At 60.7% G+C, this 18,600-nt stretch carries 14 protein-coding genes; 3 read left to right on the top strand and 11 right to left on the bottom strand.

The features are described from left to right. Positions 1–60: 60 nt before the first annotated feature. The 6 genes from BHQ40_RS09120 to BHQ40_RS09145 form a co-directional block, all read right to left on the bottom strand. A complete protein-coding gene (locus BHQ40_RS09120) occupies positions 61–1,413 on the bottom strand; it encodes a hypothetical protein (RefSeq protein ID WP_070155087.1) in 1,353 nt (450 codons plus the stop codon). A 27-nt stretch (positions 1,414–1,440) separates the two neighbouring features. After that, positions 1,441–2,334 (bottom strand): cyclic di-GMP-binding domain-containing protein, MshE-related, encoded by an 894-nt coding sequence (locus tag BHQ40_RS09125; protein WP_070155089.1) that lies wholly within the window; start codon positions 2,332–2,334, stop codon positions 1,441–1,443. Next, complete coding sequence (locus tag BHQ40_RS09130; protein ID WP_070155091.1) at positions 2,334–3,722, bottom strand: GumC family protein; 1,389 nt, start codon at positions 3,720–3,722, stop codon at positions 2,334–2,336. Before BHQ40_RS09130 ends, BHQ40_RS09125 begins: the two co-directional genes overlap by 1 nt. Then, positions 3,719–5,098 carry an ATP-binding protein gene (locus tag BHQ40_RS09135; protein ID WP_070155093.1) on the bottom strand — a complete coding sequence of 460 codons (1,380 nt, stop codon included), beginning with the start codon at positions 5,096–5,098 and terminating at the stop codon, positions 3,719–3,721. The genes BHQ40_RS09130 and BHQ40_RS09135 overlap by 4 nt, the downstream gene beginning before the upstream one ends. Beyond that, complete coding sequence (locus BHQ40_RS09140) at positions 5,095–5,301, bottom strand: hypothetical protein (RefSeq protein ID WP_070155095.1); 207 nt, start codon at positions 5,299–5,301, stop codon at positions 5,095–5,097. The genes BHQ40_RS09135 and BHQ40_RS09140 overlap by 4 nt, the downstream gene beginning before the upstream one ends. Positions 5,302–5,406: 105 nt before the next feature. After that, the gene (locus tag BHQ40_RS09145; RefSeq protein WP_139139251.1) at positions 5,407–5,655 is read right to left on the bottom strand and encodes a hypothetical protein; all 249 of its coding nucleotides are present in this window, start codon (positions 5,653–5,655) and stop codon (positions 5,407–5,409) included. 402 nt (positions 5,656–6,057) lie between these two features. On the opposite strand from BHQ40_RS09145, the gene BHQ40_RS09150 reads away from it, so the two are divergent. After that, on the top strand, positions 6,058–6,522 hold the full coding sequence (locus BHQ40_RS09150; RefSeq protein WP_171905815.1) for a polysaccharide biosynthesis/export family protein: 465 nt from the start codon (positions 6,058–6,060) through the stop codon (positions 6,520–6,522). A gap of 251 nt (positions 6,523–6,773) precedes the next feature. Continuing rightward, positions 6,774–7,952, top strand: coding sequence for a beta-ketothiolase BktB (gene bktB, locus BHQ40_RS09155; RefSeq protein WP_070155101.1), 1,179 nt, complete (start codon positions 6,774–6,776; stop codon positions 7,950–7,952). 33 nt (positions 7,953–7,985) lie between these two features. Here bktB and BHQ40_RS09160 read toward each other — a convergent pair whose 3' ends face one another. From BHQ40_RS09160 to cysD, 3 genes are read right to left on the bottom strand one after another with little or no spacing between them, the layout of a single operon-like run. After that, complete coding sequence (locus BHQ40_RS09160) at positions 7,986–8,726, bottom strand: 3'(2'),5'-bisphosphate nucleotidase CysQ (RefSeq protein WP_070155103.1); 741 nt, start codon at positions 8,724–8,726, stop codon at positions 7,986–7,988. A 2-nt stretch (positions 8,727–8,728) separates the two neighbouring features. Continuing rightward, positions 8,729–10,663 (bottom strand): sulfate adenylyltransferase subunit CysN, encoded by a 1,935-nt coding sequence (cysN, locus tag BHQ40_RS09165; protein WP_070155105.1) that lies wholly within the window; start codon positions 10,661–10,663, stop codon positions 8,729–8,731. Continuing rightward, complete coding sequence (cysD, locus tag BHQ40_RS09170) at positions 10,663–11,592, bottom strand: sulfate adenylyltransferase subunit CysD (protein WP_070155107.1); 930 nt, start codon at positions 11,590–11,592, stop codon at positions 10,663–10,665. Before cysD ends, cysN begins: the two co-directional genes overlap by 1 nt. Before the next feature lie 215 nt (positions 11,593–11,807). Here cysD and BHQ40_RS09175 point away from each other — a divergent pair, with 215 nt between their 5' ends. Next, positions 11,808–12,590: an FkbM family methyltransferase gene (locus tag BHQ40_RS09175; protein ID WP_070155109.1), complete on the top strand. Its 783-nt coding sequence runs from the start codon at positions 11,808–11,810 to the stop codon at positions 12,588–12,590. Positions 12,591–12,617: 27 nt separating this feature from the next. Here BHQ40_RS09175 and BHQ40_RS09180 read toward each other — a convergent pair whose 3' ends face one another. Continuing rightward, positions 12,618–13,025, bottom strand: coding sequence for a pseudoazurin (locus BHQ40_RS09180; RefSeq protein WP_253183304.1), 408 nt, complete (start codon positions 13,023–13,025; stop codon positions 12,618–12,620). Between the two features lie 532 nt (positions 13,026–13,557). Then, positions 13,558–18,564: a carboxypeptidase-like regulatory domain-containing protein gene (locus tag BHQ40_RS09185; RefSeq protein ID WP_253183305.1), complete on the bottom strand. Its 5,007-nt coding sequence runs from the start codon at positions 18,562–18,564 to the stop codon at positions 13,558–13,560. Positions 18,565–18,600: the final 36 nt, after the last annotated feature.

Below are 18,600 nucleotides of genomic sequence, written 5' to 3' on the forward strand. Positions count from 1 at the left end.
TCCGAGCCGCGAAATGTTCCATTTCACTCGAAATCACTCGAGGCGTCGCACGGGATCAGGCTATCGCAACATGCCGGCGATCGCCGGACGTCTGGGCGTCAAAGGCATAGGCATGGGGGTTGGGGTCCCTTGCTCTGTAACTTCCTGTCCCGGCTCAACTTCATCCCTTTGCGAGCGCATGAAGCCCGCCAGGAACCACAGCATGCTCGCGACCTTGATCGTGAAGATAGACGTGCCTGCGACCACGAGCGAACAGGCGATAAACAGGCCCGCCGAATATGCGAAGCGTTTCTGGGATGCTGTGCTCTGCGGGAGATAGAAAGAGATGAACATCCATAGCAGAATGAGGCCGGGCAGGGTCGCGGCGTAGATGAAATAGGGATAGCCGCTGTCCACAAAAGCATAAGATTCCATGATCTTCTGGCCGAGCGCGCCTTCCAGATCCAGTTTCTGCAGCGTTCGAATCGTCAGAGAGAGGCGACCTGCAAAGTCGTCCGCATATGGCCTGTTCGGGTCCTCGATGAACCAGGCCACTGCGATCAACAGGGGCGCGATCATGACGTTCAGATAGCGCGGCATGCGCGGATACAGAAAATATCCGGCAGGTGCGATCACCGCGAGGATCAGGGACGTGCGGGTGTTGTTCGTGACCAGAATCGCCACAATCACGGCGATGAAGAAAATTTTCCGCCACGCCGCGAGCTTGGGCCAGAGGCTCATCAGATAGACTGTGAGGAAGGCCGCGAAATTCGCCATCGACACCTGTTCCAGGAAGATGGACGAGGTGCGGTGCGCGGTCAGGCCAAAGCTGAATCGTTCCTTGAAACCCAGTGCATTGCCGAAAAGGCCGCTCTTGTCCCAATCGGGAATCTCAAGCCCACGAGTCTTGAAGAAATATTGCGCCGGTTCGAACAGTTGGACGTACAGCGGCGTGTCCACAATTTCGATGACAAGCACGACTGCCGTCAGGATCGTCGTAACCAGCACCGCCATGTTCAGTGTGCTTAGCCGCGCCCGCAATCCCAGCATCGTGAAAAGGGCGATAATCGCCATATTCCGCATGGTGTCGGGGAAAAACACCTCGTTGATCGCGGACAGATAGATCGTGATCGCCAGAAAGGAAAAAGCCAGCAATAGACTCGGCAAATCATCTCTGGTGAAGCTGATCCGCAGAATGGCGAGCAGGGCGGACGCCAGAATGACTGGTTCTATGATCAGCACGGAGGTCGCGCTGATCGGCAGTCCCGCAGCGCCAGCCATGGCAAGCAGGCCGTTATAAAAAACGGCCATCACGGCGAGCGCGCCAAGAATGAACTGATATCGTGTATCCCGCGCCGCCGCTGCTGCGGTGTTGAGCGGGGATACCGGCTGTTCCGAAAAGCGGATGATCGGCGGTTGAGTGGAGCGCCGCATTATATCATTGCCTCCCGAAGCGCCTGATCAGGACATCATCACCACGGACGTCTGCGGAACGCCCTTCAGGGTGATCATGTCGACCAGCGCGCGCAAATCATTCATCGACGACTCATGCTCGCGGACGGCCAGCATCGCGCCATGGACGCCGATCGCCGCACGGGCCACGAGTGGTGCGAGCAGCGATCCGCATTCGATGATCACTGCGTCAAAATCCTCCATCGCGGGAAGCAGGCGATGAACGAGCTGCTCACGTTCCAGCAGGGCGGACGCGTCAGGGCGGGACGGACCAGCGGGAATGACCCACAGATTGTCGATCGCCGTCTGCATGGCCAAGCGGAGCGGCGCGTCCGTCGACGCCAGCAGGGTGCTTACGCCGCTGCGGTTGTTGATACGGAACAGATGGTTGTGCACCGGCTGATCCAGATTGGCGTCGACCAGCAATGTGCGGGTGCCGCCCTGTGCGCAGACGACGGCCAGGTTGGCGGCAACGAGCGCGGATTCGCGGGCCGCCTCGACGCCGGACACCAATACGATCTTCGCCGCGCCCTGGGTGCTCAGCATGATGCCCAGGTTGAGCAGCATGACCTTGATGCGCTCGACAAATTCATGATGCGGGTCGAAGGCCGCGATAACCCGGTGATCGACCGACTCATCATCCGGCGAGAGAACCTTCACGCCATGTTGACGCTCCTGCGCAATGCGGAGCATCGCAGGCGTGACGAGGCCCATTTCAACCGATGCTTCGCCGAACAGCTTGCCGGTGTTGGACTGGTGATCAAGGATCGATTCCACCTGATCGTCCCGCAGGGCGCCCAGGCCGACAAGGACTTCGCCCAGGCGGCGCCAGTCCTTCCGGGACTGACGGCCGACCTCAAGATTGTTCGGCAGGTTGTTGCTGGCGGAAGAACGAAGACGCATCAGTTTGCACTCGCATCGGTGAGCATACGGGGAGTCTCGCGGGGCAGGGAGAGACGGGCGACGACGGGCACGCCGATCAGTTTCTCCACATTCGCGAGCGTCCGTACCCTCGGATTGAGATATTCGAGCAGGATGGCGACACCAGCGCCGATCGCAAGGCCCATCATGACGGCGAGCATCGACAGCAGGCCAACTTTCGGGCTGGTCGGGCGGTCGGGCGCTTTTGCCGTGTCGAGCTGCGATACGTTGGCCAATGGCAGGGCGCCACGAAGCTGCATCTGCGAGGCGCGGCTGCTCAGGTCATTATATCGCTGCTGGGCGGTCGCAAGGTCCTGCTGCAACGTGGCGAATTTGCCAAGGTTGCTCGACATTTCAACCAGTTGCGACCGCTGTGCGTTTGCTGCGCTCTGCAACTGACCCGCGCGGGCGGCGGCGGCGGCGCTTTCAGCCGCGATGGCCGCCTGGCGAGACCGGACAAAGGCGTCCGTGGCGCTCCGGCGTTCGGCATTGAGGCGCGCCTTGATCGTCGCCAGCTCAGCTTCAGCCGCCTGCAGTGTCGGGTGATTGGGGCCGAGCGTGGCCTCATACTGGCTGACTTGCGCCGCCTTGGTGGCATATTCAGTGCTCAGGCGCTGAACCGTCTCCGTATTCTGCGCATCGGCGACGCCCTGGGCATCCGATCCGCCCATATTGGCGGCGCCGGCGGCGGCGGCTTGGGAGCCGGCCAATTGCGACACGGTGGCGGCGAGCGCGCCAGCGCTGGCCTGCGTATCACCGGAGATGCCGGTCGCCTTCACGAAGCTGCTGAGCGCGCCCTCGGCCCGCTCCACATCCTTGCGCGCTGCGGACATATTGCCGGACAGGAATTTGGCGTAGGCCTGGGCCGGGCCAGTGCTCAACTCGCGCTGCGCATCAACATATCCGGTCGCGAAACGGTTGGCGAGTTCGGCCGCCTTGTCCGGCTCAGCGGCGACAGCATTGATCGCCAGAACCTTGGTATCCGCCTGCGTCGTCACGGAGATCGCCGACAGCAGCTTGGCGCGGAGCCAGTCGTCAAAAGGCTGACCGCTTTTGCTCTGGCTGCCCCATTTCGCTTCATATTCCTTGCGCTCAGCCGCAGGAATGGACTGGACGACGCGCTGCACGACCTTCGAGCTGCGAATGACTTCCGCCTCGGTTGCGAGACGATTGTCCTGCTGCTGGCCATTATTCTCGCTTTTCAGCGGATCGGGCGCGGACTTGTCGAAATAGAGGCTGGCCGACGCCTGATAGGTGCGCGGCGCAAAAATCAGATATACCGCCATCAATGCGACGATGACGGCGGTGATGATCGCCACCACCTTCCGCCGGAACCATACGACCTCGAACCAATCCGTTAAACTTCTCATGCTTGTTCCCTCGCATAGGACGGCATGGTTCCCTGGGGCTGAGTCAACTCAAGCGCGACTAGCAGGAACTGTGGTGCCAGGCTGTCTTTGAATACCACGAGGTCGCCCTCGCTCGTTATGGCCGAACTCAGCCGCGCCGCAGCGGTCGAAAGGTCCCGTACGGAACCGGACGCCGCTTCCGACATCACCAATTCCTTGATGTCGCTGACGTCCAACCCCCGGCGATGCGCCGCTTTCCGCGCGAAATCGGCCAGGCTTTCCGGATGGTCCGCCTCTGCCTGGGCCAGTTGCTTGAACAGGTCGGCGTCGTCGGTGTTGAACTCATTCCATTCGGCGAACGCGGCCTCGATACCGCCCAGGACAGCGCCGACCGTAACGGTGGCGACATTATCGTCCAGCGCGACGCAGGCGGCGTGCATCCCGAAAAGACGGGCGTGGTAGGGCGACCCGCAGGCAAGCTCGGCGATTTTCTTCTTGGCGTCGGTCGTGAACACTAATCCGCTGATATTCGCGCAGATGTCCAGGATCGTGCAGACTTCCTCGTCCGTCAGAGGCTCGATGGACACCGGTGTAACGTGACGGCGGAGCGAAGGGTGAGCGTCGATCAGGGCCGGCACGTCGGACGCAATGCCCACCAGCAGGAACGACACCGGTAAACGCGCATCCGAACTCAGCTTCAGCAGCGACGCCACCTCCGACCGGGTCTCCATATTCTCGATCCGGTCAAATTCGTCGAGGATGAAGATTACGCGGGAATATTTGATTTCAGCGAGATAATTGACGAGATTTCGGGCGCTGCAGTTCGTCCGCGCCTGATCGATCGCATCTTCGAGCAGTTGCTGGTCCCTGGGGTCGAAACAGGTTTTCGGGATCTGTTCGACATAGGGAAGCATCAGTTCCGGGAAAGTGATGCTGCCGATGCTGGCCATGTAGAGAACGACTGCGCCTTCTTCATCGGCATAATCGCCAAATACGCGCGCCAGAGAGGTTTTGCCCGAACCGCGAGGGCCGTAAATGAAGGCGTGGTTGCCGCCATAGAGCGTGCCGCTGAGCAGCGCGGTCAGCTTCGAATCGCGGCCGCGCAGGGCGTCTCGCGAACTGACGGGCTGAGACACGTCGAAGGCCAGCGAAACGCGCTGGCGCTTACGCGCCGATTCCAGCGGGCTTGTGCGCGTGATCTCGGTAGGTTCCGGCACGAAAGGCGCCGGAAATTCCGTGACCTTCGCGCCTGCGCCCAGCTTGAATTCGGGAAAAGCGGGAGGGCTGTCGGCTGTGGTCGACGCTTCATCCTCCGTCGTTTCCGCGGCTTCGGCGGGGACTTCCTCCTCAAAACGGGAGGATTTCTTGCGGCTGAAGAGATCGGAGAACCAGCTCATGATTGATACAGGCCTTTTACTATCCAGCGTTCGAAACCCACCGGCGCACCACTGATCGGCGTGGCGCGCCCGGAATACCCAGAAAACAGCGGAAACATCTCACGGCTCCCGTCAGTGCGGAAGTCCGAATCGCTGAAATGTCCATGCGACGGATGATAACTGCCGCTTTCAGTCTTCTTGGTATTCACACTTGTCGCAGCCATCGACTGACAATTCCTAAACGAAAGGCATTCTTCTCCGCGTGCGACCGGTTATCATAGCTTTGCCCGAAACAGAAAAAGGGGCCGTCTGCGCGGCCCTCAATTCCCTTAGAGCCGTCCGACCAGATTCACGCCGAATTCAAATTGGGGCAGGACGGTGAGAGCGCCAAGCGGAATGCTGCTGGCCTGAAATTCGGGGCGATACCGTTCGGATACGCTGACGCGTTCGCTGGGATAGTCGCTAGGCAGGACCGGGATGGGATTCGTCATCACCTGCGCCCAGGCGGGTACCGGCACCAGCGCCGCACCAGCAATCGCTAGGTTGCTGACTTTCTCCGAAAACTTCATAGTTGCCATCTGGCCCCCCAATATTATGGCCCTATTACAATATAGCAGCCTTGCCATATTTGTGCACTGCACATTTGGCTCCGGTCATGCAATAGTCGCCTCATGCCCGAACAAGATACGGGTGTATAGCTGAACACGCCAGATTGAGGGTCATGTTCAGGAATGACACATGTCCCTGCTACCTAGCGCATCGCGCCGCAATCTATTGCACCGCATGATAACGCAGTGCAATAAGGATGCTGCTGTAGCAAATATCGGGAATGGGTAAATCAAATGCTTAAAGCGACATCGAAACAGGCGGGGAGTGTTTACTGGAGAGCCGGAACCGTGGTCTTGCTGGCTGCGATTTGTTCCGCTTGTGTATCAGGTACTCTGCCACCATCCTCGACAACAGAAGTGACTGCAGGGTCCATGCAGCAATATAAGCTGGGCGCTGGCGACAAGCTGCGAGTCATCACATTCGGCCATACGGATCTGAGCGCCGAGTTCCTGGTTTCCGACAGCGGCGTCATCGCGTTCCCGCTGGTTGGGCAGGTGAAGGCGGCTGGCCTGACGCTTGATCAATTCCAGCAGAATCTTGCGGCGCAGCTCAAAAATGGCGGCTATGTCGTCAATCCGAACGTCAGCGCCGAAGTCATCGAGTACCGGCCATTCTACATTCTGGGCGAAGTTCAGAAGCCGGGCGCATATCCCTATCAGGCCGGGCTTACCGCTGTAAGCGCGATTGCGACTGCGGGCGGCCTTACCTATCGCGCCAATCAGCGCAAGATTTTCGTACGCCGGGCGGGCACCGCCACCGAAGTCGAGATTTCGGTCACCGCCGCGACGCCGATTTTCCCTGGCGACACCGTGCGTATCGGCGAACGCATTTTCTGATTAATCTATGATGAAATGGCCCGCGCTGGATAAGGCGCGGGCCGTTTCCTTTGCCGGCATCGCTCGATCGGGGAGGATGGTTTCCTTCCACGCGGTTACCATGCCCGTGTCGGATTGCATTGCCGCAAAAACTCTCCATATCCGTAGTATCTTACGGGCGATGAATATCGCAGTTCGCGGTCTTTCCGGTGTCCGAGCCGAGTCCGGCTTTGGGGCATCCCCGTTTTGCAGACCTTGAGGAAAAGGCAGAGATGGAACCAATCTACATTGTTTCGGGCGTTCGCACGGCCATTGGCGACTTTGGCGGCAGCCTCAAGGATTTTGCTCCAGCGGACCTCGGCGCGAAGGTGATTGCGGAGGCGGTCAACCGCGCCGGCGTTCAACCAACCGACGTTCAGCATGTCGTCATGGGTCAGGTCATTCCCACCGTTCCCCAGGACGCCTACATGTCGCGGGTCGCAGCCATCAAGGCCGGGATTCCTGTGGAAGCGCCTGCGCTCACGCTCAATCGCCTGTGCGGTTCGGGGGTTCAGGCAATCATATCTTCGGCGCAAATGGTCGCTCTGGGAGAGGCGGATATTGCGGTCGCCGGTGGCGCGGAGGTGATGAGCCGTTCGCCTCATTACGTCTCGGCCGCGCGTTTTGGCCAGAAAATGGGCGCCATCGAGATGGTGGACGCCCTGATTGCGACGCTCAGCGATCCGTTCGAAGGGTTCCATATGGGGATCACCGCGGAAAATGTGGCGGCGGAATATGATATCAGTCGTGAGGCGCAGGATGTGGCCGCCGCAGACAGTCATGCCCGCGCCGCGCGCGCTCAGGCGGAGGGCCGTTTTGCCGATCAGATCCTTCCGGTTGAGATCAAGGAGCGCAAGGGCGTTCGTCTGTTTGATGCGGATGAGCATGTTCGCGCGGAAACGACGGCCGAGAGCCTGGCTGGCCTCCGCCCGGCCTTCAAAAAGGATGGCTCGGTAACGGCGGGCAACGCCAGCGGCATCAACGATGGCGCGGCTGCGGTGGTGCTCGCGTCCGGCAAGGCAGTGAAAGAACGGGGCCTTAAGCCGATGGCTCGCATCCTTGGCTGGGGCCATGCGGGTGTCGATCCCCATGTGATGGGAATCGGTCCCATAAAGGCGGTGCCGATCGCGCTTGAGCGGGCGGGTCTGTCACTGTCTGATATGGACGTTATTGAATCGAATGAGGCTTTCGCTGCCCAGGCCTGCGCCGTGTCCAAGACGCTGGGTTTTGATCCTGAAAAGGTCAATCCGAACGGATCGGGCATCTCGCTGGGGCACCCGGTTGGCGCCACGGGAGCTATCCTGACCGTGAAGGCGGCTTATGAACTTGCCCGCACGGGCGGCCGTTATGGTCTGATCACCATGTGCATCGGGGGCGGCCAGGGTATTGCGATGGTGATCGAGCGCGTTTGATCATTGGTCTGGCAAGCGTCACCGGCCCGCCAGTCAGGCGGCCGGGGCGCTGACCAGTTCCAGAACCCGATCGGCCCATTCCTTTCTGCAGATCAGAAGGTCGGGCATATACACGTCTTCCTGATTGTAGATCAGCGGCGATCCATCGACGCGGGATATATGCAGGCCGTGAGCGGCAGCCACGGCGGCAGGCGCACAGCTATCCCACTCATATTGGCCGCCCGTGTGCAGATAGATTTCCGCTTCGCCCCGCACAACGCTCATGGCTTTTGCGCCAGCCGACCCCATCGGGATCAATTCCGCGCCCAGCGCCTCGGCCACTGCAAGGGCTTCTTGTGCAGGCCGGGTGCGTGACACGACCATACGCGGCGGGTGCGCGCCAGCCGGCAACGCCCTTTGCCGATCCGTTCTCAGCACAATCCCGCCGTCAAGGCCGGGCAGGGCGACCGCGCCGATGACGGGTTTGCCATCCACCGCCAGCGCCACATGCACGGCCCAATCGGATCGCGCCTCCCCATATTCGCGTGTCCCGTCGATAGGATCGATGATCCACACCCGCGATTTGGAAAGGCGGGAGCCGTCGCATTTGCTCTCCTCGGACAGCAGGCCGTCATCCGGGCGCGCTTCCCTGATCGCTGCCACAAGGAACTGGTTTGCGGTCAGGTCCCCCGCCTTGCCCAGCGCCTTGGGGCTGAAGATGCCCGATGCGCGGACTTCCATCAGGATGCGGCCAGCGGTCTCCGCAAGATGGGCCGCTAGTTCTGCGTCGCCCATGCTCAAAGGTCGGGACTCCATATCCCGATGACGCGCTCCACGATCAGGTCGGCGGCGGCTTCGGCATCCAGCTTGCTCGTGTCGATACGGATTTCGGGCTTTTCGGGCACCTCATAGGGGCTGTCTATGCCGGTGAAATTCTTGAGCTGTCCTGCCCGCGCCTTTGCATAAAGACCCTTCACGTCCCGTTTTTCCGCTTCGGCGAGGCTGGTGTCGATATGCACCTCCACAAACTCGCCCACCGGCAACATCTGCCGCACCATCTCGCGCTCCGAGCGGAAGGGGGAGATGAAGGCTGTGATGACGATAAGGCCCGCGTCGGTCATCAGCTTGGCGACCTCGCCAACGCGGCGGATATTTTCCACCCGGTCGGCGTCGGTGAAGCCCAGATCCTTGTTAAGCCCATGACGCACATTGTCGCCATCGAGCAGGAAGGTGTGGCGGCCAAGCGCATGGAGCTTCTTTTCAACGATATTGGCGATTGTCGACTTGCCCGACCCGGACAGCCCCGTGAACCAGAGCAGCTTGGGCGACTGCCCCTTCTGCGCGGCGTGCGCCTCCCTGGTAATGTCCACCGCTTGCCAATGGATATTGTCGGCGCGGCGCAGGGAGAAGTGGAGCATGCCCGCCGCGACTGTGGCATTGGTCATCTTGTCGATCAGGATGAACCCGCCAAGATCGCGATTATCGGCATAGGCTTCGAAAGGGATCGGCCGGTCCGTCGACAGATTGGCGACACCGATGGCGTTCAGGTCCAAAGTCCTTGCCGCCAACTGCTCCATCGTGTTGACGTTGACTTGATATTTGGGCTGCTGGACCGTCGCGGTCACGGTCTGTGCGCCGATCTTCATCCAATAGGGGCGGCCGGGCAGCATCTCCGCCTCGTCCATCCAAACAATCGTCGCCTCGAACTGGTCTGCGACCTGCGGCGGGCTATCGGCGCTGGCAATGACGTCTCCGCGGGAACAATCCACTTCGTCGGCCAGCGTCAGGGTAACGGACTGCCCCGCAATCGCATGGTCCAGATCAGCGCCGAGCGTCACGATCCGCTTGACCGTGCTCGTCTTGCCGGACGGCAGGATGCGCACGGCATCGCCAGGGCGGATCGATCCGCTGGCGATCAGGCCGGAAAATCCCCGGAAGTCCAGGTTCGGCCGGTTCACCCATTGGACCGCCATGCGGAATGGCTTGCGCGCATCGATGGTGGCGTCGACCTCCACCGTTTCCAGGTGCTGCATAAGCGAGGGCCCGGAATACCAGGGCGTATTTGCGCTCAGGCCGGTTATATTGTCGCCCTTGAATCCGGAGATCGGCATGGCGACAAAACTGGAAATGCCGATCGAGCGGGCAAATTCGGTATAGTCCTTCAAAATCCCGTCGAAAACAGCCTGATCATAATCGACCAGATCCATCTTGTTCACCGCCAGGACAATGTTGCGGATGCCAATCTGGTGCGCGAGGAAGCTGTGCCTACGGGTCTGGGTCAAAACGCCTTTGCGCGCATCGATCAGGATAATGGCGAGGTCGGCAGTCGAAGCGCCGGTCACCATGTTGCGGGTATATTGTTCATGTCCCGGCGTGTCGGCGACGATGAACTTGCGTTTCTCCGTCGCGAAGAAGCGGTAGGCGACATCGATGGTGATGCCCTGTTCCCGTTCGGCGGCGAGGCCATCCACCAGGAGGGCGAAATCAATCTCCTGCCCCTGCGTACCCACGCGCTTGCTGTCCGCCTCCAGCGCGGCGAGCTGATCCTCGAAGATCATCTTGCTGTCATAGAGAAGGCGCCCGATCAGCGTCGATTTGCCGTCGTCCACTGACCCGCAGGTGATGAAGCGCAGCATCGTCTTGTGCTGGTGCACGTCCAGATAGGCGTCGATGTCCGCTGCGATCAGCGCATCCGTCTGGTAGATTGGCTCAGGCGTGAGGGTCTCGCTCATCAGAAATACCCCTCCTGCTTCTTTTTCTCCATGCTGGCGTCCCCGGCGTCGCGGTCGATAGCGCGGCCCTGCCGTTCCGATGTGGTGGTCAGCAGCATTTCCTGGATCACTTCCGGCAGGGTTTTCGCCTCGCTCTCGACAGCGCCGGTCAGCGGATAACAGCCCAGCGTGCGGAAGCGGATCGAGCGTTCCACCGGCACTTCGCCTTCCTTCAGGCGGAAGCGGTCATCATCAACCATCAGCAACATGCCGTCCCGTTCGACCGTGGGGCGCGGCGCGGAGAAATAGAGCGGAACGATCTCGATCCCCTCCAGATGAATATATTGCCAGATGTCCAGTTCGGTCCAGTTGGAGATGGGGAATACCCGCATGCTCTCGCCCTTGGATTTCCGGGCGTTGTAGAGATGCCATAGCTCCGGCCGCTGCGCCTTGGGATCCCAACGGTGCGACGCGGTCCGGAAGGAGAAGATGCGTTCTTTCGCCCGGCTCTTTTCCTCGTCCCGCCGCGCGCCGCCAAAGGCCGCATCGAAGCCATATTTGTCCAGCGCCTGCTTCAGCCCTTCGGTTTTCCACATATCGGTGTGAAGCGGACCATGGTCGAAGGGGTTGATGCCTTTCTCCAATGCTTCCGGGTTCTGATAGACCAGAAGCTCCATGCCCGCCGCAGCGGCCGCCTTGTTGCGGAGCGCGTACATGTCGCGGAATTTCCAGGTCGTATCGACATGAAGCAGGGGGAAGGGCGGGGGTGAGGGATAGAAGGCCTTCTTCGCCAGATGCAGCATCACGGCGCTGTCCTTCCCCACGGAGTAGAGCATGACTGGCCGCTCGGCCTCCGCCACGACTTCCCGCATGATGTGGATCGCCTCTGATTCCAGCCGCTGCAGGTGAGTCAGCGACGAGGGAGACGGGACGGCGGAAACGGAATTCATGAGCGGCAACCTTCTGGGAAACTGTCAGCGGCCACTATCAGGATCGTCTTACAAACATCTAATAAGAAAAACTTTGGCCAACTGTTACTATCCTAGCCGTGACCTAAGTTGATACAGATGCCGCAGAAGGGCGGCATCAAAACGCTTTCGAAACGCCGCCGGATTCCGCATGAGCGGGTCATCATTTCCTGACCTGCTTATGGAAAGCCCGGCCGATGCTCCGTCAAGCCCGCAATTTCATGCTCGAAAAAGGGTTCTGGTCCGAGCGTACGGCCGAACTTGGCGAAGTGGCGGCGCTCGTCCGGCGCATGCGGCCGATGCAATCATCCATTCCCTTGCGCCGCCTTGGCGGTGCGAATGGCGGCGGATATCTGATCCCGGATGATCTGGAAGGCATAAAGGCATGCATTTCGCCGGGCGTATGGATCGAATGCACCTTTGACGAAGCCGTTGCCGACCTGGGGCTGGACGTGCTCATCGCCGATGCGGCGGCGGATGGCCCACCCGCCCGGCACGATCGCTTTACCTTCACCAAGAAATCGGTCGATTCCTTCACGGGTGATGATCGCATCACCATGGACGACCTCTGCCGTGACATCCGCCCTGGCGAGGACCTGCTGCTCGATATGGATATTGAGGGGGCGGAATACCGTGTATTAAGCGCTATCTCCGATGATCTATTATCCCGCTTCCGGATCATGACGATCGAATTTCATCATCTGGGGAACATGCATACGCCCTTCGGTCTCAGCGAGATTGGCGGCGTGTTCGACCGGCTGCTGAGAACGCACCATATCGTTCACATCCACCCCAACAATTCACTGACCGCAGTCAGCCGCGGCGGGATCGCCATCCCGCCGGTCATGGAGTTTACCTTTCTGCGCAGGGATCGGGGCAGCTTTACCCCTTCAACGGGGCCTTTCCCGCATCCTCTGGACGCAACCACAGAGCCGCATCTGCCAGAAGTCGTCCTTCCGGCATGCTGGTACGCGAATTGAGGCTAATGCGGCGGGGCTGCGGCCCGTCTATTTCACTTTGGCCAGGTTGGCTGTCATGCGCTTTGCGGCAAAGGGCGGCAGCTTCACTGCCTTGGCTTTCGTGAGGTCAGCCGGCGTGGCTGAGCCAACCTGTATCAGCGCGACCATGCCCATCGCATAATGCGGCAGGCATTTGATGCCATACAGGCCGGGCTTGGTGACCTTCAGCACTGCCTCCTTGTTCATCATGCCCTTCATCGGCGCGGCCCCAGCGGGCAGCATGTCCGGCATTGTTTCGGCATTGTGCGATGGGTCAGTGGGGAGAAAATGGATGACGTCGCCAACGGCGGCCTTCACGAATGACGGTTCGAAAACCATCACTCCATCCGCGCCCTGATTCTTCATCTGGACGTTTATGTCCTTGGCGAAAGCGGGGCTGGCGCCAGCCAGAAGCATTATAGCGCTCGCGATCCCCAATGATGAAATTCGCATTTATCTCTCCTGTTGCCAGCCGACGAATCTGGCTGTGCGGATTTCTTCCACCCTAGCAGATGAACAGGCCATGTCCGCCGGGACAAGCAGGATTTGGCAGGTTACAGCTTTGCATTAATCGGAATATTGGGAAGCCGGAAATGGCTTCGCCGCCATGAGGAAAAGTCCTATATGGATAATACACTATATAAAATTTATCCGAATATATCTGTTTCCGGTTCTGGTTATTTTTAACCCACTGAAGGTGTGGACAACATAAGAGCCTATATGGTGCAACAGCATATCTGTGCCGCCTTGGTTATTCGCATGAGATTGTTCGATAATGGGCATCGGCTCTTTGGACTGCGCATCAGGAGCGTGACCATAAGGCAGCGGTTCTGCAGATAAGCGAGGTTCGACAGCCGTCGGCCTTGAGCTTTGTCAGATGCGGCGGACCAGTTGCGCTAACCTGCTGCAGCGCTGCTCAATCGAGAGACTGACACACCCTTATGCGGGCTTACCGGTTTGCTCCGGTCACCATTCTCGACGCAGCGCGCAGCGAGAGTTGATCCAACTTCATGCGCATGGTCACATAGGGTCCCTGGCGGGTGTAGCGGTCGGCTTCGAAATCGCGGTCGCGATAGCCGCTGATATTATAGCCTGCGGTTATCCAGACATTCTGCGCCGGGGAAACGCCGGCCGACGGGCCGAAGCTGAACGATTTCGCGCCGTCCTTCCAGGCGTGTTGCATGCTGCCAGAGAAGCCGACATCGAAATGCTTGCCGATATCCTTGCGGATTTCCGTTCCGATCACGTCGATGAAGCCATCATAGACATCATCGGCATAGCGTCCCCGGACATATTTCGCGCCATAATAGAGGCTGACCTCCAGCCCGTGCCCAGCGCCTTCGTCGCCGGAACGATAGTTTATGGCGATGTTGTTGATCGCCCTTGTGGTCGTCTGGTCACCGTCAGCGAAGGAGGGTACGCCAAGCGCATTATTATTGGAGATGCCAGCGTCGGCGCGGTCGTGACGGAGTTCAAAACGCTCCAACAGCGACCAGCGGCTGTCCAGCGGGCGATAGGCAATGGCGATGTCGGCGGAGGCGAAGGAGGCAACGGCCCCGTCCTTGTCCTTCACCTTATACATGCGCAGTCCGGCGGCGATTGTCTTGCCCTCGCCCAATGTGCGCAGGACATTGGTGGTGACGCCCCAACGATCGGATTCGCTGCCGGTGCGATATTCCAGGCGGCCATTCCAGGACCAGCGGTCTGCGCGGTAAGTGCCGCCGATCGTGGCGGACTGATAATCGCCGTTGATCTGTTCCTGGCCGAGCGATCCGCCCGATGCGGCGGGGTGGAAAGGATTGATGATATCGCCGGTCGGAATGCGCCCCTTCACCGTCTTGCTGGCGTCCAGCGTTGCGTCGATGGTCCAGCTCTTGCCGATCGGCAGCGACTGGCTGAGGCCATATTGCGCAAAGGTGCGCGGGCCATTCTCGCCAATGGCTTCCTGATTGAGCGTGCTGAGCAGCTTCGCGCCGGTCCAGGGGGCGACATCGAAGCCGAAGCGCGTGCTGTGCGCCTTGAACTTGTCGCCCTCCGCGATCTCATGCTCGGCCAGTATGCGGATGCCGTTGCGGATTTCATAGGCCGCGCCGACCGTGTGGCGAACGGGGAAATCAACGCTGTCATCTGCGCCGCCAAGGGCAAACTGGGTCTCGCCCTTGATCTCCAGCTTCTGGCCGAAGAAGCGCTGGGTTGCGCCCAGCATCAGCAATTTTGACTCGCGTTTCTCGCCAGACAGGGTGGTGTCGGACGCAATCTGCGCGCCGGCGTAGAGCAGCCCTTTGTCCCGGCGATATTCGGCGCGGACGTCTCCTGCGGTGCGGCTGCCCGCATCCTCCAGATTGTCCTGATGCCAGGCCGATCCAGCGATGCTGATCCGGTCTGACAGGCGAGCGCGGCCATCGACACCGAATTTCCGGGTGCCGGTCTCGCCGCCATTCTGCTGGCCAACGCCGAAAGTCTCGCCCTGCTGCCGGACATAGGCGGTGCCGTCTATCACGCGGCCATGATGCTCCACCTCGGCCAGCCAGGCGCGGCCCTCGCCGATGCCGCCGCCACCGCCCGACGCCGCCTCTGCGCGGATTTCCGTGTTGGGGGTGACGCGCGCCTTGATGTCGACGCCGCCGACTGTCGCGCTGCCGATGGTTTCGTCGCGGATCAGGCTGGCGCCGACCTCCACCTTGCCATCGGCAAAGCGGGTGGCGACGCGGCCGCCAGCGGCGAATTTGCGCGAGCGGCCGCCATAGGTTTCATAGTCAACGACGATGAAAATGGGGTTGAGATCAGCGTCGCGGCTGAGGATCGGTTCGCGGAAACGGATCGTGCCCGCGTCGGCATCGATGTCATAATCGATGTGGCGGGTGAGCTGCTTGCTGTCGATGATCCGTTCGGACCGGAAGCGGTCGCGCACCTCGATGCGGATCTTGTCCGTGTTGGGCACGATGGCGCGGCCGGAGAGGCGGTAGGGGCCGGACAGGCCGTTGCCCTGAATTTCATCGCGCCCATAGAGCTGGTCGCTATTGGCGGCGAAGCCGTTGAAGGTGATCCGCTTGCCCTGATATTCGGCCTTCACGCCGTTCAGCGTCCGGCTGTAACGGGTCAGTTTGGTGTCGACCAAGCCGGTTTCGAAATCGCCGAACAGGGCGTAAAATTCCCGGCGCTCCAGCCGCAGGTAGAGTTTGCGACGGGTGGCCGCGTCAAACATCTGGCGGCTGCCGTCGCCATAGACAGTATAGTAGCGATCAGGATCGATCGTGCCCAGCAGGCCGCGGTCGGGATCATATTTCTTGTCGCTGTCATAGGCGATGGTGAGCAGCCAGGAGCCCTTAACCTGACCCTTGGCGTAGAAAGAGAGTTGTCCGTCCGTCACAACTTGGTTGCGTTCGCCCTTGGGTAGAGCGCTGGAGCGGGACTTGAGCATGTCATAGCCGACCGTGCCCTTGCCGAAGCCGACAATGACCCAATCCTGCATCGATGCGGCCAGCCAGGGGCGGAACTCGCTGGTCTGGGTGATGCCCTGATCCTGCAGCGTGACAGTGACATGGGCTGCGCCTGCCTGGGTGGTGGGTTCCAGCGCGATGAAGGCGATGCCCTCATCCCCAACCACGCGGGCGGTGGCGCTCGTCTTTTCGCGACCGGCGAGTTGGCGGCCCTGCTGCAATTCAGCCTCTTGCGCGGCGGTGTAGGGCTGGTCGACCGAGAAGGGGGCCATCGTGCCCGCGCGAACGGGTTTGCCGTCGCGGTCGGTCAGGCGCACGGCGATCAGCGGGCGGGTAAGGCCGTCAGCAACCAAGCGAGACTTTTCCGGCACGAAGGTCGCCCGGACCGCCTGATTGGCGTAATGGATAGTCCGCTGGAGCGTCTGAACCACCGCGCCGGAGGCGTCCAGCACCTGCGCATCGAGCACATTGTCACGCTCGCCAAGCGGCAGGCCGGTCCAGACCGACACGGCGACGCCGGTCGCGTCGTTGGTGTCCGTGCCGTCGAAGGTCAGCGGATCGACGATAGCGCCGTTGAGGCGCAGCGCAACGCGCTGGCCGGGCAGATGCTTGATGACGGCGCGCAGGGCGGGCGCGCGCGGGTTGTGATCTGCCAGCGGGAACAGCCAGTCGATGCCCGGCGTCTGCCCAGCGAGCCAATCGGGTTTGTTCCCGGCGGCATCGGCATCGGCAAGCGCCTCGATGGGGAGGGCGCTCAGCTTCGGGTCCGCAGCCTTGCCCGTCCGGCGAAGCTGGAAACCGACGCGATTGAGGCTGCCGCCGCCCGCATCGACAAAACGGGAGATGGCGCTGCCTGCCTGACGCGTGTCGCTGTCGCAGGCGACGGCCTCATGCGTGGCGGGGATGCTGCGCTGGTCGATCTGGACAACATGGGTGCCGGGCCGTACGCCCTCGACATGGTAGAGGCCATCCCGGTCGGTGATCACGAAGGTGCCGTCCTCCATGATCAGGCGTATGCCGGGAACGCCCTTGCGGTCTTTCAGCGGATCGCCGCAATCCCCTTCAGTAACCCTTCCGATGATCGTCAGGGCGTCCGTGAACAGCAGCGACTTGATGCGGACAGACGCGCTCGCTTCGTTGCTGGCTGCGCCATTGCTGATGGCGACCGCGCGATTGAGCGCTTCCCCCGCGGGCGCGCCCGGCGCGATCTCGACAACATAGCGGATGTCGCGCGCTTCACCGGCGGGAAGGTCTGCACCGGCAAAATGCAGCGTTCGGCCGTCGCTTGACACCTCCGGCTCCGCAGAGCCGCGTGTTGAACCGCGTTTGTAGCGGAGTCCCCTGGGCAGGGTATCGTCAATGGCTGGCGCATAGGCAACGCTCGCTGAGCTGCGGTTTGTCATGCGCAGGCGATATTGCACAAAATCGCCAGGCGACGCCTGACGAACCGATGCGGTTTTCTCTAGGGTTATTTCTGAACCGGTTGGCCGGTCGAGCGGTATGTCGATCCTGACCGGATCGGGGTCTTTCAATTCAAAGGAGCCTCCATAGGAGGCATTGACAATGATGAAGGCGCCTTCCGGTCCCTGGAGAGACGCAATTTCCTCCGGTTTCACCACCGAAGGAGCAGTATAACCAGCCGGAGGCTCGATTTTTAACCTATAATGTCCAGGCGGCGCGAGCGGGAAGCGGAATGTGCCTTTTTCGAAATAATAGTTCCACCCGCCGGCGTCCGTTACCATCGATCCAGTGACCACCCGGTTCGGATAGGTGCTGACGCCATCGTCGCCATAAACCTGTGCGGCGGGAAGGCCGGTTGCATCGTCGATCAGCGTTACGATGGCGCCGTCGATCAGCGCGGCGGTACGGGAATCGAAAACATGCCCTTCGGGATCGATCAACAGCGAGCCGGAGGAGGCCAAGCTGTCCTCGTCGCCCGGATAATAGACGGTGAGCTGAGATTTCTTGCCCTGCGTGATGTCGCATTCGTTGGCGATGCCCGTGCGACGGCTGTTCGGCGGCATCGCTCCGGCAAATATGCCGGTGTCGTTGCCCGTCTCCATCAGGACGATCTGGCTCTGGCGGGAGCCGCTTTCCGCGATCACCGTCGATGTCTCGCGCGCGGCCGGATTGTGATTATCGCCCTTGTTTTCGAGGACGATCACTAGGGGATTGTCGATGTCCAGCGATTTCAGGGGGGATGCGCTGGCCAACTGGTCCGCATCGAGGCTGTTCGGCGTGAACCGCAGAGGATCCTTTTCGCACTTTAGCGTGGGATAATTGATCTGATATCCCGCCGGAAGACGGCGGAAGCTCAATTTGGTTGGATATTTGGTACGCGGAAGTTCCAAAGAGGTACGATTGGACTGAATGCTTTTCTGACCCCCAGACGTGCCGAAGCTTAGCGTCGCCACATTCTCGATCCGCGTCTGCGCGAACGCGCTCCCCGTGATGAGGAGCGCGGCCAGGCCCATCAGGGCAGCGACGACGCGGAGAAGATGGAGGAGTTTTCGCATTATCCGCTCCGTCCCCGGCGCATCGTCGAATGCGCC

This window comes from Sphingobium phenoxybenzoativorans (assembly GCF_001757355.1).
GTDB classification, from domain to species: Bacteria; Pseudomonadota; Alphaproteobacteria; order Sphingomonadales; family Sphingomonadaceae; genus Sphingobium; species Sphingobium phenoxybenzoativorans.